At 29.2% G+C, this 15836-nt stretch carries 15 protein-coding genes; 5 read left to right on the top strand and 10 right to left on the bottom strand.

Annotation, left to right across the window (positions count from 1 at the left end):
- Positions 1–3: 3 nt before the first annotated feature.
- The 5 genes from tsaE to polA are packed head-to-tail and all read right to left on the bottom strand — an operon-like array spanning position 4 to position 6846.
- Positions 4–462 carry a tRNA (adenosine(37)-N6)-threonylcarbamoyltransferase complex ATPase subunit type 1 TsaE gene (gene tsaE / locus AC5SL0_RS05935; protein ID WP_494618119.1) on the bottom strand — a complete coding sequence of 153 codons (459 nt, stop codon included), beginning with the start codon at positions 460–462 and terminating at the stop codon, positions 4–6.
- Complete coding sequence (ahcY, locus tag AC5SL0_RS05940; protein WP_006997713.1) at positions 446–1732, bottom strand: adenosylhomocysteinase; 1287 nt, start codon at positions 1730–1732, stop codon at positions 446–448. The genes tsaE and ahcY overlap by 17 nt, the downstream gene beginning before the upstream one ends.
- Before the next feature lie 43 nt (positions 1733–1775).
- Positions 1776–3314, bottom strand: a complete 1539-nt coding sequence (locus tag AC5SL0_RS05945) for a sensor histidine kinase (RefSeq protein ID WP_494618120.1) — start codon at positions 3312–3314, stop codon at positions 1776–1778.
- Positions 3314–4021 carry a response regulator transcription factor gene (locus AC5SL0_RS05950; RefSeq protein ID WP_006997711.1) on the bottom strand — a complete coding sequence of 236 codons (708 nt, stop codon included), beginning with the start codon at positions 4019–4021 and terminating at the stop codon, positions 3314–3316. Before AC5SL0_RS05950 ends, AC5SL0_RS05945 begins: the two co-directional genes overlap by 1 nt.
- Positions 4022–4071: 50 nt before the next feature.
- Positions 4072–6846, bottom strand: coding sequence for a DNA polymerase I (gene polA / locus AC5SL0_RS05955; protein ID WP_494618121.1), 2775 nt, complete (start codon positions 6844–6846; stop codon positions 4072–4074).
- A 50-nt stretch (positions 6847–6896) separates the two neighbouring features.
- On the opposite strand from polA, the gene AC5SL0_RS05960 reads away from it, so the two are divergent.
- Together AC5SL0_RS05960 and AC5SL0_RS05965 are read left to right on the top strand one after the other, a co-directional pair.
- Positions 6897–7826 carry an ABC transporter ATP-binding protein gene (locus AC5SL0_RS05960; protein ID WP_494573967.1) on the top strand — a complete coding sequence of 310 codons (930 nt, stop codon included), beginning with the start codon at positions 6897–6899 and terminating at the stop codon, positions 7824–7826.
- Between the two features lie 32 nt (positions 7827–7858).
- The gene (locus tag AC5SL0_RS05965; RefSeq protein ID WP_018413593.1) at positions 7859–8410 is read left to right on the top strand and encodes a biotin transporter BioY; all 552 of its coding nucleotides are present in this window, start codon (positions 7859–7861) and stop codon (positions 8408–8410) included.
- Here the strand turns inward: AC5SL0_RS05965 and AC5SL0_RS05970 are convergent.
- Complete coding sequence (locus AC5SL0_RS05970; protein ID WP_006997707.1) at positions 8403–8966, bottom strand: ActR/PrrA/RegA family redox response regulator transcription factor; 564 nt, start codon at positions 8964–8966, stop codon at positions 8403–8405. The two genes, AC5SL0_RS05965 and AC5SL0_RS05970, sit on opposite strands and share 8 nt — an antisense overlap.
- A gap of 148 nt (positions 8967–9114) precedes the next feature.
- Here AC5SL0_RS05970 and AC5SL0_RS05975 point away from each other — a divergent pair, with 148 nt between their 5' ends.
- Genes AC5SL0_RS05975 through speB form a run of 3 tightly spaced genes read left to right on the top strand, consistent with a single transcriptional unit; the run spans position 9115 to position 12214 of the window.
- A complete protein-coding gene (locus AC5SL0_RS05975) occupies positions 9115–10293 on the top strand; it encodes a type III PLP-dependent enzyme (protein WP_494618123.1) in 1179 nt (392 codons plus the stop codon).
- On the top strand, positions 10293–11336 hold the full coding sequence (locus tag AC5SL0_RS05980; protein ID WP_494573968.1) for a 1,9-bis(guanidino)-5-aza-nonane synthase: 1044 nt from the start codon (positions 10293–10295) through the stop codon (positions 11334–11336). Before AC5SL0_RS05975 ends, AC5SL0_RS05980 begins: the two co-directional genes overlap by 1 nt.
- A 2-nt stretch (positions 11337–11338) precedes the next feature.
- Complete coding sequence (gene speB / locus AC5SL0_RS05985) at positions 11339–12214, top strand: agmatinase (protein WP_271616154.1); 876 nt, start codon at positions 11339–11341, stop codon at positions 12212–12214.
- On the opposite strand, the gene AC5SL0_RS05990 is transcribed toward speB, so the two are convergent.
- The 4 genes from AC5SL0_RS05990 to AC5SL0_RS06005 are packed head-to-tail and all read right to left on the bottom strand — an operon-like array spanning position 12211 to position 15756.
- On the bottom strand, positions 12211–12765 hold the full coding sequence (locus tag AC5SL0_RS05990; protein ID WP_018413597.1) for a queuosine precursor transporter: 555 nt from the start codon (positions 12763–12765) through the stop codon (positions 12211–12213). The genes speB and AC5SL0_RS05990 overlap by 4 nt on opposite strands.
- Entirely contained in the window at positions 12765–13088 is a 324-nt protein-coding gene (gene rpmB / locus AC5SL0_RS05995; RefSeq protein WP_006997702.1) for a 50S ribosomal protein L28, read from the bottom strand. The genes AC5SL0_RS05990 and rpmB overlap by 1 nt, the downstream gene beginning before the upstream one ends.
- A 53-nt stretch (positions 13089–13141) precedes the next feature.
- Complete coding sequence (locus tag AC5SL0_RS06000) at positions 13142–14194, bottom strand: quinone-dependent dihydroorotate dehydrogenase (protein WP_494618124.1); 1053 nt, start codon at positions 14192–14194, stop codon at positions 13142–13144.
- Positions 14194–15756 carry a lysine--tRNA ligase gene (locus AC5SL0_RS06005; protein WP_494573969.1) on the bottom strand — a complete coding sequence of 521 codons (1563 nt, stop codon included), beginning with the start codon at positions 15754–15756 and terminating at the stop codon, positions 14194–14196. The genes AC5SL0_RS06000 and AC5SL0_RS06005 overlap by 1 nt, the downstream gene beginning before the upstream one ends.
- Positions 15757–15836: the final 80 nt, after the last annotated feature.

The raw sequence follows: 15836 nt of genomic DNA on the forward strand, positions 1-15836 counted from the left end.
CTATTATTTATTTTTAACTCCCTTAATTATTAAATATCTTTTACTTAAATCATCATTGTATTCAAAATGTAAATCAATTTTGGAGTCAATAGTTTCTTTTATTTTCTCAGGCCATTCAATTAATGTCACAACTTCTTCTCTATTTTCAAATAAACCAATGTTTTTTATCTCACTATAGTCAGTCAACCTGTACAAATCGTAATGCTGTATTATAAAATTTCCAACATCATATTCATTTACCAAATTAAAGGTAGGACTAGTAACTTCGGTTAAATTGATTTTATTTAATTGTTGAAGATTATTAATGAGGTGTTTTATAAATGTCGTTTTGCCAACACCTATTTCTCCATGAAAATAAGCTACATCTCCTTTTTGTAGTGTTCTTGAAAAACTTTTAGCTAGCTCAGATGTTTTATCTTCTAGGGAGATATCTATTTTTTCGCTATTAGTAGCGATAAGCATCTGGTTTGAATGGACCTTCTGTTTCAACACTTATATAGTCAGCTTGGTCTTTTGATAGTTTCGTAAGTTTGGCACCTACTTTTTTTAAGTGAAGCATTGCCACTTTCTCATCTAATGATTTTGGTAATACATAAACTTTATTTTCATAATTTTTATGATTATGCCAAAGTTCAATTTGTGCCATTACTTGATTTGTAAATGATGCACTCATTACAAAACTTGGATGCCCTGTTGCACAACCTAAATTTACCAATCTACCTTTAGCTAAAAGAATAATTCTCTTTCCATCAACTAATTCTATTTCATCAACTTCTGGTTTTACTTCTGTCCATTTATAATTTTTTAAGGCTTCTACTTGAATCTCATTATCGAAGTGTCCAATATTACAAAGGATTGCTCTATCTTTCATATTTCTCATATGATCTGCAGTAACAATATCTATATTACCTGTAGCAGTAACAACAATATCTGCCTTGCTTATAGCTTCATCCATTAAAACTACTTCATAACCTTCCATTGCTGCTTGGAGTGCACAAATTGGATCCGCTTCTGTAACCATCACTCGAGCACCACTTTGTCTTAAAGATGCAGCACTACCTTTTCCAACATCCCCAAAGCCTGCTACAATTGCAACTTTACCAGACATCATTACATCTGTGGCTCTTCTAATTCCATCTACTAAACTTTCTCTACAACCATATAGGTTATCAAATTTTGATTTTGTAACTGAGTCATTAACATTAATTGCTGGAATCATTAATGTTCCATCTTTTTCCATTTTGTTTAATGCTTTAATTCCAGTTGTTGTTTCTTCTGAAACACCTTTTACTTCCTTTAATAAATCTTTGTAATCACTGTGCATCATTGCAGTTAAATCACCACCATCATCTAATAGCATATTTGCTTTCCAGTCTTTTTTACCTTCTATTGTTTGTCTTATGCACCATACAGCTTCCTCTTCAGTTTCACCTTTCCAAGCAAAAACTGGTATTCCTGCTTTAGCTATTGCTGCAGCAGCATGATCTTGTGTTGAAAAGATATTACAAGAAGACCATCTAACTTCTGCTCCAAGCTCTACTAAAGTTTCAATTAAAACTGCTGTTTGAATTGTCATATGAAGACATCCCAGTATTCTTGCTCCTTTTAAGGGTGCTTTTCCTGAATATTCTTCTCTTAATGCCATTAGACCAGGCATTTCACTTTCAGCTATTGAAATTTCTTTTCTTCCAAAGTCTGCTAGCGATATATCTTTAACTTTAAAATCATCCATTGCTCAGTTTTATATAATAAAAATTTAATTAATCAACTTATGATTAAACTTTAGGGAAGACAATTTCAACATTTGCACCTTCTTGCGTTACATTGTTTGAGGCATTAATGGTAGCACTATGGAGTTCAACAAGGTTTTTTACTATATTTAAACCTAAACCAGAATGCTCGCCAAAAGTATCAGGTCTATTACTATAAAATCTATTAAATATTTTTTTTGTATCTGTTTCCTTAAATCCTTTACCTTCATCAATAACTTTAAAAATAATTTTATCTTTATCTCCTTTGTAAATTTCAACTAAGATTTTTTTGTTATCATCACTAAATGAAATTGAATTATCTAATAAATTTGCAATAATTTGTTCAATTCTATTTTCTATTCCATTAATAAAATATTCTTCTTGATCATCTTGATCATTTAACATTATTTTAATTCCTCTTTTTGCTTCATAAATATTATTAAAATCATCTACTACAGATCTTGCAATTAATTTGAGATTAATTTTTTTCATTTTTTCTTTACTTAATGCAACCTCATCTTTTAGTATTTGAGAATAATCAGTGATCAATCTTTCAATTCTTTGGACATCATGATTTAGAATACTAATTAATTTACTTCTTTGAGATTGATCATCAGTCTCATTCAATATTTCTGAAGCACTTTTTAATGATGTTAAGGGGTTTCTTATCTCATGAACAAGATCAGTTGAAAAATTTTCTGCATGTGAAATTCTTTTTTGAAGTTCACTTGTCATATCATCTAACGAATTTGACAAAGTTCCTAGCTCGTCATTTCTACTTTTAAGTTCATTAATATTTGTTTTTTTTTTGCTCTTTTCTTTTATAATTTTTGTATATGCTACTAAGTTCTTTATAGGTTTTAGAAAATATCTATTTAAAACAAAAGAGAATATAAATATTACTATAATTATAAATATTGCTGTTCTTAGAATAAATGTTTTTCTTTCATCAATAGCAGATTTTACATCATTAGCATTTTCTGAAATTGCTAGGTATCCAATATTAACTCCATTTAGTGTAATGTTTTTAACTGTTGTTAGTAAAAATTGATCATAGCCTTCCTGTATAAAAGTAAAGGGCTTTCCAAAGTCTTTTGACCACGAATAATTAGTAAGAACATCTTTGAATGAAACGGTTTTTTCTTTATTTATATTTTTTGTTTCAACAATTTTTTTGCTTTTTTCTTCGTCTAATATTTCTAGCTCGACTATATCTAGTCTACTAGAAAAGGATCTCGGGTCTAAATCTAGCGTATCAGTATCACCTACTAAATTAAATTGATTATCAAATAAGATTACTCTATCTAAGTTTTGAAATAAAAATCTTGTTGAAAATAAAAATTTTCTAATATCTTCTTCCTCAAATTTTATATTTAACCTTAAAATATGCTCAATTGTATTGTTAATTATTTGAATATGTTTAGAGGTTTTATTTTTTATTAAATTAGGTTTTGCATTGCTAATGTAAAGCGCTGTTAAAATTCCTATAATTAAAAAAATAACCAAATTAATGAATAAAAATTTTTTTAATATAGATAAACTTTTTAGAAAATTACTGAACATTAACTAACGTTCCATCTGTATCCACTGCCATATCTTGTTTCAATAGCTGTAAAATCAGGATCAACTTTTTTAAATTTTTTTCTAATTCTTTTAACATGACTATCAATAGTTCTATCTTCAATATCAGTATCTTCTCGATAGGCAATGTCCATAAGCTGAGCTCTTTCTTTTATTATTCCTGGTCTCTTTGCCAATTCTTTAACTATTAAAAATTCTGTAGTAGTTAGTTTATCTGGTAGTTGCTTGTTATCCCATTCACATTCAAGTTGTGAAGGGTCAAGTTTTAGCTTCCCATGCGAAATAATATTTTTTGTGTCTTCAAGATTATTGTTAATATCTTTTTTTCTAAGTTGAACCCTTATTCTTTCTATTAAAACTTTAATGGAAAAACCTCCTGACTTTTTTATAAAATCATCTGCACCCAATTTTAAGCCTAATAATTCATCTATTTCATCATCTTTTGAAGTTAAAAAAATTACAGGCAAGGAAGTTTTTTTTCTTAACTTTTTTAAAAGCTCTTCACCATCCATTTTTGGCATCTTTATATCTATAACAGCAAGGTCTGGTGGATTTCTAGTTAACCCAATTAAAGCACTTTCTCCATCAATATAAGTTTGAACTTTAAAGCCTTCTTTTTCAAGAGCTATACTTATACTTGTGAGTATATTTCTATCGTCATCAATAAGAGCTATTGTTTGAGTTTGCATATTCTACTTTAAAAATACTAAATTGTTCTAATTTAGGCAATGGAGATAAATTAATGAAGTATTCCCCAATTGTCCCCTGTATTCACGTCTACCGTCAATGGTGTTGAAAAAGTGTGTAAATCACTTTCTGTAACACTCGTCATTTCATCCTTGATTATTTCAGTTATATTTTTGACTTCTTTTACTGGAACCTCAAAAATTAACTCATCATGAATTTGTAATAATATTTTTGATTTATTATTTTTAATGCTTTCAAATTTTTTATTAAGTCTAATCATTGCAAGTCGCATGATTTCTGATGCTGATCCTTGAATAGGAGCATTAATAGCTGCTCTTTCTTGAAAATTTCTCACATTGAAATTTTTATCATTAATTCCATTAAAGTGAGATCTTCGACCAAAAATATTGGTTACATATCCACTTTTTCTGCAAAACTTAATTGTATTATCCATATAAATTTTTATTTCGGGAAATTTTAAGAAATAAGCATTTAAAAATTCATCTGCTTCATGATTTGAAACGTTGATTTGTTTTGCAAGTCCATATTGTGAAATACCATAAATTATTCCAAAATTAATAGCCTTAGCCTTCCTTCTCATGTCTTGGTCTACTTTTTTAATATCAACATTAAATACCTGGCTTGCTGTAAGAGAGTGAATATCTTCATTGTTACTAAACGCTTTTTTCAGCTCTTTAACCTCTGCCAAATCAGCTAAAATTCTCATTTCAATCTGATTATAATCTGCAGATATTAATGTGAAGCCCTTTTCTGCTATAAAAGCTTTTCTTATATCTTTACCATCCTCTGATTTAATAGGAATATTTTGTAGGTTTGGATCGCTGGATGCCAGTCTTCCTGTTGTTGTTGCTGCCAATAAAAATGATGTGTGAACTCGTTTAGTATTTGGATTAATGTGTTCAGGTAAAGCATCTGAGTATGTGTTTTTAAGCTTGAACACTTGTCTCCAATCTAGAATTAATTTTGGAAATTCATGTCCTTTGAATGCTAAGTCTTCTAACACACTTGCATTTGTGGCAAAACTACCTTTTCTAGTTTTTTTAAGTACAGCAATTTTTAAATCATTATAAATAATTTCACCTAATTGTTTTGGGGATGCAATATTAAATTCCTTTTTTGAAATTTTAAAAACTTCTTTTTCTAGTTTACTTATTTTTTTTTCAAATTTTTCAGACAAAACCTTTAAAAATTTATTATCAATTTTAATTCCTTCAATTTCCATAAATGCTAGTATCTTAATTAAAGGTTTTTCAAAGATTTCATAAATATTAGTTAATTTCTCTAATTTTAAATTTTTACTAAATATTTTGTATAATCTGTAAGTAATATCAGCATCCTCAGCAGCATACTCCATTGCCTTATCTAGCTCTACATCACTAAAGTTTATTTCTTTTTTACCTGTACCAACAATTTCTTTAAATGAAATTGTTTTATGCTGTAGATGAATCTCAGACAAGGTATCCATATTATGTCTATTTTTTCCAGCATCTAATACATAAGACATCAGCATTGTATCCTCCATTGAATTCATATTTATTCCATGTTTATACAAGACAATAAAATCAAACTTAATATTTTGACCAATTTTTTTTACACTCTTGTCTTCTAAAAGTGGTTTGAGTTTTTTAATTACAGTTTCTTTTTTTAAACATCCTTTAAACTTATGACCGATTGGAATATAACAAGCCTTGCCAATTTTAGTGCTTAATGAAATTCCCACTAAATCAGTCTGATGTGCATCTAAAGAACTAGTCTCTGTATCAATTGCTAGCTCTCCAGCTTCTTCTGCTTCGTTAATCCACTCATCTATTTCTTTTTCATTTGTAATTAGATGATAATTTTTTTTACTTATATTTTGATGTTTTTTTTCAGGCTTTGTCTCTTTTGCTGTCTCTTCTAACAGTGGTTCTCCGTATGCAGAAATGACAGAACTAAGAAGTCTATTAAACTCCATTTCTCTTAAAAATTTATATAGTTTATCTTTATCAATCTTCTTTAGATGAAATTCCTCTAACTTTCTTTCAACTGGAGCATCTTTCATTAGTGTCACTAATTTTTTGCTAATTATCGCTTTATCTTTGTTCTCTATAAGTGTTTCTCTTCGTTTATTTTGTTTTATTTCTTGAGCATTATCTAATAATTTTTCTAGGGTTCCATACTTATTAATCAGTTCTGCTGCAGTTTTTACACCTATCCCAGGTACTCCCGGAACATTATCACTACTGTCTCCAGCTAAGGATTGAACATCAATAACTTTTTCTGGGCCCACTCCAAATTTAGTTACTATATCTTCAGGTGTTATAAATTTATTTTTCATAGGATCAAATATACGAACGTCTTTTCTATACAATTGCATTAAGTCTTTATCTGAAGAGACTATTGTCACCTTTGCCCCCTTTGCCAAAATTTGTTCTACATAAGTGGCTATTAAATCATCTGCTTCATAATTTGGAAGATCTACAGATGGTAAATTAAAAGCAACTACAGACTTTCTTATGTATTCAAACTGTGGTGCTAAATCATCTGGGGCTTCTGATCTATTAGCTTTATAGTCTGAATAAATTTCATTTCTAAAAGTTTTTCTAGCAGCATCAAATATTACAGCAAAGTGTGTTGGTTTTTGAAGATTTTCATTTGATTTTGAATCCTCTAATAGTTTAAATAGCATACTGCAAAATCCACTAACTGCACCTACTGGAAGACCGTCACTTTTTCTAGTTAGGGGTGGTAATGCATAATAAGCTCTAAAAATGTAACCTGAACCATCTATTAAATAAAAATGATCTGTTTTTTTAATTTTATCCATTAAATAATATTATCTTAAATATTTTAAATACTATAAATGTATTACCACGCATGGAGCAAAAAAATATACTTTCTGTTAAAAATTTAAAAAAAATTTATTCAGACAAACAAGATGGGGACAACCTTGCTTTAAACGATTTAAACTTAGACGTGAAAGAGGGAGAAATTTTTGGCCTTCTTGGTCCTAATGGTGCTGGGAAAACAACATTTATAAATATTTTAGCTGGAACAGTGGTTAAAACAGCAGGACAAGTAAGTGTCTGGGGTTTTGACTTAGATAAAAACCCAAGACAAGTTAGAGCTTCGGTTGGAATAGTTCCTCAAGAAGTAAATCTTGATCCATTTTTTAGCCCAAGAAAATTATTAGAATTACAGGCTGGTCTTTATGGAATTAAAGAAAAAGATAGAATTACAGATACAATTCTAAAATTAGTGTCCTTAGAAAAACAAGCTAACAGCTATGCTAGAAGTTTATCTGGTGGAATGAAAAGAAGATTGTTAATGGCTAAAGCTTTAGTTCATCAGCCACCAATAGTTATTCTAGATGAACCTACTGCTGGTGTTGATGTGGAATTAAGACAAAATTTATGGAAAAATGTAAAATTATTAAATGAACTTGGTGTAACAATCATTTTAACAACTCATTACCTCGAGGAGGCTGAGGAAATGTGTGGAAGAATAGCTATATTAAATAAAGGAAATATTGTTGCCCTAGACAGCACTAAGAATTTATTAGATAGAATTCAAACCAAAAAAGTAACCTTTAAAACTGATATAAAGATAAATATTAACGATGATGATCTAGAATCTTTAAAAATAGTTTCACACTTAGATAATGAAGTTTGTGTTTCTTATGAAAAAAGTAAAATTAATATGGAAGAATTAATTAATTTAATTAAGAAAAATAACGTCAAAATTATAGATATTTCAACTGACGACGGTGATTTAGAGGATGTTTTTTTAAGATTAATAAAAAACTAGATTATCACATTAATAAATAGTAATTTGTGGATATGGATCTATTAAAAACAAATACAATTCAAAAAGTATTAAAAACATTTATTCTAATTTTTATAGGAACAATGGCTTTAACTATTTCAGCTAAATTAAAAATACCATTTTATCCTGTGCCTATGACAATGCAAACATTTGTAGTTCTTTTTTTAGGAATTGCTTTCGGGTATAAAATTGGCCTGGCATCTGTAGCTGTTTATCTTCTGGAGGGTATTCTAGGTATGCCTGTATTTTCTAACTCACCAGAAAAAGGTATTGGAATAGTTTATTTTACTGGTCCAACAATGGGATATTTAATTGGATTTTTATTTGCTTCTTTTTTTGCAGGCTATTTAAATCTTAATAAAAATATTTTTATAATTTTTGGAAAATTAATATTTTCTGTTTCTGTAATCTATGTATTTGGAGCTATTTGGTTGGGAACTTTAATTGGATGGGATAAACCAATTCTTCAATTAGGAGTGACACCATTTTTATTAGCTGAATTATTTAAAATTTGCTTATTGGCTATATTGGCTAAAAAAATTATCAAATTTAGAAAATTTATCTAGGGGATCTTTTAGATAAAATTCTTTGTAACGTTCTTCTGTGCATTTTAAGTCTTCTAGCAGTCTCAGATACATTTCTATTGCATAATTCAAAAACTCTATGAATATGTTCCCACTTAACTCTATCAGCTGACATAGGGTTTTCTGGTGGTTCAGCTTTTTTCTCTGGATCGGCTAGTAATGCTTTCTCAACATCATCTGCGTCTGCTGGCTTTGCTAAGTAATCAATTGCACCTTCTTTAATCGCAGCAACAGCCGTTGGAATATTTCCATATCCAGTTAACATTATAATTCTACTGCTTGGATTAGAAATTTGAATTTGCTTTACTACTTCAAGTCCATTTCCATCAGCTAGTCTTAGGTCGACAACTGCAAAAGCTGGTTTTTTTTCTTTAACAGATAGTATTCCTTTTTGTACACCCTCAGCTTGAAAAACCTCAAATCCCTTTTTTTCCATGGCTCTTGCAAGCCTATCTCTAAAAGGATTGTCATCATCAACGATTAATAAGGATTTATTATCAAAATCACTTAATTTTTTTAAATTAGCTGCTTCAACCATATTATTAATATGGTGCCTTATCTGATAATTTCAACACCCATTATTTGCTTTACATTAATTAAGTATTGCCTTAATTGCATGATTTATATGAAAGTTTTTAAGTATTTAAGAACTTTTTTTTATTAAATTTTTTTTGGGGACATATAAAATGCAAAAATTTAAAACAGTTGATGAGCTTATAAATCAACTAAAACCAGAAAAGCCTATTTATTGTATTAGAAAAAAATCTATACAGTCTGCTTCTACTTATTTTAGGAATAAATTTCCTGGTAAAGTTCTATATGCTGTTAAAACTAACTCACATCCTGAGGTTTTAAAAACAATAGTAAAAAGTGGAATTGAAAACTTTGATGTAGCTTCAATTCAAGAGATTAAAGACATAAGAGCTATCTCCCCTGATGCAAAATGCTCATATATGCATACTGTTAAGAGTAGAGAAAGTATTAAGGAAGCTTACTTTAACTACAATATTAAAGCTTTTTCTTTAGATACTAAAGATGAATTAATAAAAATTATTGAAGCAACCAATCAAGCAAAAGATCTTGAACTATTTGTAAGGGTTGCTGTTTCAAATGAACATGCTGAAATAGATCTATCTAAAAAATTTGGTGTTTTAACCTCTGAAGCTACTGGTTTATTAAGACTAACGAAACAATATGCAAAAAAAATCGGCTTAAGTTTTCACGTTGGTTCTCAATGTATGCACCCAATTTCTTATGCAAAAGGAATTGGAGAGATTGGAAACATAATAAAAAAAACAAAAATTATTCCTGATTACATAAACATTGGTGGTGGATTTCCTGCAATCTATCCTGATTTAGTACCTCAACCTTTAGAAAATTATTTTGAAGAAATAAAAAAAAGTTTAACTAATTTAGAACTAGAAAAACTTCCAGAATTATTATGTGAGCCTGGAAGAGCAATAGTTGCAGAAAGTGGTTCTACAATTGTCAGAGTAAATCTTAGAAAAAAACAAAAACTTTATATAAATGATGGAACATACGGAACTCTTTTTGATGCTGGTACACCAAATATGGTTTACCCATCTCGTTTAATTAAATCTAGCAAGATAATATCAAAAAAATTAACTGCTTTTGATTTTTATGGCCCCACCTGCGATAGCATGGATTACATGAAAGGACCATTTTTACTTCCAAATAATATTAAAGAAAATGATTATATTGAACTAGGTCAGCTTGGAGCCTACGGTCTAACTTTTAGAACTCAATTTAATGGTTTTTATTCTAATGAAATTTATGAAGTAGAAGATGAGCCGATAATGACCATGTATGGTAAAGACAGCAATAAGGCTATACTAGTTGCCTAATGCCAGAAAACAAAAATTTAACTCATAATAGCAAAAAAAGCTTCTTACAAAATCCAGTTGAACACATAGATATTACATCGTTTGATGCAAGAAAGATAATTTCCTCAATGGAAAAAATGTCTTTTGTTTCAAGAGAAACAGCAAATGCAGCCAACATTTTTAATGAAATGATTCAAGATAAGGATTGTACAATTTTTTTAACACTTGCTGGTTCCACTTCTGCTGCGGGATGTATGAATATTTATAAAGATTTAGTTAAATATAATATGGTTGACGCAATTATTGCTACAGGAGCTTCAATAGTAGATATGGATTTTTTTGAAGCTTTAGGTTTTAAACATTATCAAGGTTCACAATTTCAAGATGACACTGAATTAAGAAAAAATTATATAGATAGAATTTACGATACATATATTGATGAAGATGAATTACAGGAATGTGATCAAAAAATATGTGAAATAGCAGATACACTTGATCCTAGAAGTTACACATCAAGAGAATTTATTTATGAAATGGGAAAATATTTAAAGAAAAATTCTAAAAAAAAAGACTCTTTAATTGAAACTGCATATGACAATAATGTTCCCATTTTTTGTCCTGCATTTACAGACTCAAGTGCCGGTTTTGGATTGGTCACTCATCAAGAAAATAATCCTAAAAAGCATATTACGATAGATTCTATTAGAGAGCTTCGTGAATTAACTGAAATAAAGATTCAATCAAAAGGATCTGGCTTATTTATGATTGGTGGAGGAGTACCTAAAAACTTTGTTCAAGATACTGTTATCTGTGCTGAACTTTTAGGAAAAGAGGTTGAGATGCATAAGTATGCAGTTCAAATTACAGTAGCAGATTCTAGAGATGGTGCTTGCAGCAGCTCTACATTAAAAGAGGCAAGCTCATGGGGTAAAGTAGATATTGCTAAAGAACAAATGGTTTTTGCAGAAGCAACTAGTGTCCTTCCTTTGATTGCAAGCGATGCTTATCATAAAGGTGATTGGAAAAATAGAACGAGAAAAAACTTCTCAAAAATATTTAAATAAAATTGAAATATCTTTCTAATAAAAATGGTTTTCTAGGAATTGACAATGATGTTAATTTTAAAGAGAAAGTAGTAGTTGTTCCATTTGGTTTAGAAAAAACTGTAAGTTATGGTGGTGGCACTCGTAATGGCCCTAAAGAAATCATCAAAGCATCTCATCAAGTTGAGCTATATGATGAAGAGTTACATTGTGAACCCTATAAAAAAATTGGGATTAAAACTTTAAAACCATTTAAAATTGATAAAGACATTAAAAAAGCTCTTAAAAAGATGTCTGATATAAATCAAGAAATATTAGATAAAAAATTATTTCCAATCACTTTTGGTGGGGAGCACTCAATAACACCTGGATGTATTGCTCCATTTGTAAAAAAATATAAAGATATATGTTTACTACATTTTGATGCACATGCAGATTTAAGAGAGAGTTATAATGGTGAAAAATTTTCACATGCTTCAGCTATTAAGAGATGTCTTGATCATAAAAATGTTTCCATAATTTCATTTGGGATCAGAAATATATCTCAAAGTGAAATACCATTCTTAAAAAAAAACTCATCTAGGATTGATATCTTTTGGGCAAAAGACAAAAATAAATGGGACCTAAAAAAATTTAAAAAAATGATAAAGAATAAAACAGTTTATTTAACATTTGATGTTGATGGTTTAGATTCAAGCATAATGCCTGCAACAGGCACACCTGAACCAGGTGGATTATTGTGGGATGAAACTTTAAATATCATACGGATAGCTGCTAAAAACTCTAATATTGTTGGTGCAGATATAAATGAGCTTTCACCTATTAAAGGTTTTAATTCTTACAATTTTCTTGTAGCTAAACTTGCTTATAAAATCTTGTCGTACAAATTTTTATACTAAGCTTTTGAAGCTTTAAAAGTTCCTAATAATAATCTAAATGGAATTAACATTGCTAAAGCAACAAATATTTTAACAGCTAAATCACCTAGAGATAAAGTGACCCATGGTATTCCCGTTGCATAAAATGAGATGGAGAAGAATAAAAATGTGTCAACAGTAGACCCAATTAACGAAGAAGTTAATGGAGCAACAAACCATTTCTTTTTTCTTAAATAGTCAAAAATTTGAACATCTAACAACTGTGCAACCATAAATGCTATACCTGAACCTATAGCAATTCTAACTGAAATTAAGTCTGCAAAATTTGTTGAAAAGAAAAGAGTAAATACAATCCCTATAATAAAACCAACATAAACAATTTTTCTAGCTACAACCTTGCCATAAGATCTATTTGCCAGATCCGTAATTAAAAAAGCAACTGGATAGCTAAAAGCACCATAAGTTAATATTTCTTCTAAACCATAATAATTGATTGGAAATTGTACTAAATAATTTGAAGTTAAGACAACAACTCCCATTATAAATGAGAGTAGTATAAAAAACTTTTTCATTAAGCTGATTTACTAGGAGATGCTTTTGGTGCTTTTTTAATAAAAGGTGATTTAATTAATATACTTTTTTTTAATTTTTTTAGTCTAGGCGAAATATTTTTATTTTTTACAGTCTTTAAAAACTGATCAAAAGTACCTTTTTTATCAACGCTTCTAACCCCGGCATTACTAACAGTTAAAGTTAGGCTTCTTTTCAAAAGTTCACTTGTAAATTTAGCTTTTTTTAAATTAGGTAAAAATCTTCTTTTAGTCTTATTGTTAGCGTGACTAACATTGTGACCTTTCATAGGAATTTTACCAGTTAATTCACATTTTTTAGACATAATATTTAGTGACTATATAAGATGTGTTCATGATCTCGTCAAGTTTATTAGGATCAATTAGTCAGCTTCTTTCCTATTATTTCTTTAAAATTCTTAATACCTTCGTCAATTAATATTTCTTTAAGCTCTTTTTTTATCTTTCCTACAATGTTTGGTCCTTGAAAAACCATTCCTGTATATAACTGAACATAGCTAGCTCCTGCCTGAAACTTTTTATAAGCACTTTCTCCCGAGTCCACACCTCCTACACCTATAATTTCAATCTTGCCCTTAAGCAGTTTATAAAACTTACTTATTAGTTTATTGGCCTCTTCCTCTAGTGGCTTGCCTGATAGCCCACCCTTTTGATGCTTTAAAATATTATTCAATTTTTCTCTATTTTTAGCTGTTGTGTTTGAAACAATTATTGCACTAACTTTATGTTTAATTAAAATTTTACTTATTAGTTCAATTTGTTCATCTGAAATATCTGGAGAGATTTTTACTACAATTGGAATTTTTGATTTAAGTTTAACTTTTTCTTTTTCTATTGCATTCAACAATTCATCAAATTTAGTCTCATCATGAAAAGCTCTTAGATTTTCTGTGTTAGGCGAAGAAATATTAACTGTAATATAGTCAGCGATATCATAAAAGTTTCTAAGTCCAATCAAATAATCATTTAATCTATCTTCACTATCTTTATTGGGACCTATGTTGACTCCTAATAAACCTTTATGTGAATTAGATCTAATTCTATGGCTAATATTTTCTGCTCCTAAATTATTAAAACCTAACCTATTTATAAGAGCCTGATCTTCAACCAACCTAAAAACTCTTGGCTTTGGATTTCCATATTGCTCAAGTGGGGTAACCGTTCCTACTTCAACAAAACCAAACCCAAGTTTAAACAGTGGGTTATAAACTTCAGCATTTTTATCAAACCCGGCAGCCATTCCTATTGGATTATCTATATTCTTACCAAATAAATTAGTTTTAAATATTGGATCTCCTTTATTTTGATCAGCTATGTTTGGTAATATGTTTAGTTTTAAAGACTTAATTGCTAAATTATGAGCAGTTTCAGGATCAATTTTGAAAATTAGTGATCTGAATTTTGAAAACATTATTTTATTTTTTCTTTAATTAACTCTTTAGTTTCGTTTACTCCAAAAAAACTTATAAAAAATCCCATTCTTGGTCCATTTTCATCTCCAAAAACAACCTCATAAATTAATTTAAACCAATCCCGCAAGTTTTCTGCGTAACCATTTTCTTTTCCTGTTGAATAAATTAATGTCTGAATATCCTCAGGCAACATCTTATCATTGCAGCTATCAAGAGACTTAACCAGTGCTTCTAATGCGACTTTTTCATTTGCGTCAGGAGTTTTGTATTTTTTTTGTAATTTTATTACGTCATTAAAATACTTAATCGCATAACCTATAAGATTATCAAAAATTGGGTGTTCTTTTTCTAAAAGGTTTTTTTTATATTTTTTTACAAACTTCCAAAGTAACTCCTTAGAGTCTGCATTGCTCGTTTCTACTAAATTTAAAAGCATTGAAAAGCTCATAATAGTATCTTCTTTAGGAATTAATCCATTATGCACATGCCAAACAGGATTCATTAATAGCTGTAACTCATTTTGTGTTTTAGCTTTTTCTATAAAGTCCAAGTACTCATCGACTGTTTTAGGAACTATTTCTTTATATAGTTTTTTTGCTCTTTTGGGATTTTGATACATATACAATGAAAGACTTTCGGGTGATGCATACTCCAGCCACTGATCAATTGTAATTCCATTTCCTTTTGATTTGGATATTTTTTCTCCTTTTTCATCTAAAAAAAGCTCATAAGCAAACCCAGATGGGTTTGTTTTTCCAATTAACTTGATTATTTTTGATGATAATATTGCACTTTCAATTAGATCTTTTCCATACATTTCAAAATCTATATCAAGAGCGTACCATCTCATTGCCCAATCTACTTTCCATTGTAATTTGCAATTTCCATCTAAGATACTTGCCTCAAGTTTTTTTCCATTATTATCAAATATAATTTTGGATTTTTTTTTTAGTATTTCTAAAACTGGAATTTCTAAAACCTTACCAGTGTCTGGACAAATTGGTAAAAATGGACTGTAAGTTTTTTGTCTTTCTTTCCCTAGTGTTGGAAGAATTATATCCATAATACCTTGATAATTTTCTAGGATTATCTGTAATGTGGGATTAAAAAAACCACCCTTATAAAGAACCGAAGAGCTTTGAAAATTATATTCAAAATTAAATTTATTTAAAAAATCTTTTAACATTTCATTATTGTGTTCACCAAAACTTGAAAATTTTTCAAATGGATCTGGCACTTGAGTTAAAGGCTTATGAAGATTGTTATTTAAGAGCTCTTGATTTGGAACGTTTTCTGGAACTTTTCTAAAGCCATCCATGTCATCAGAGAAAGTTATGATTTCCGTTGGTATATCTGTAAGTTGTTTTAAAGCATTAACCATCATCGATGTTCTTGCAACTTCACCAAATGTACCTATATGGGGCAGCCCACTTGGACCATAACCAGTTTGTAAAATTATTTTACCTTTTTTATCAATAAAGGACTTTCTTTCACGCAGTAATTTTTTAGCCTCAACAAAGGGCCATGCGTTAGTTTTATCTAAATTATCTTTTTCAATCACTTTGTTTAATAACAAATATCTTATATTTGGTGTTTTTATTAATTCTTATAGAGTTGAAATTTATTTACCATAAAATAATG

This window comes from Candidatus Pelagibacter sp. PS_16, from assembly GCF_059417965.1.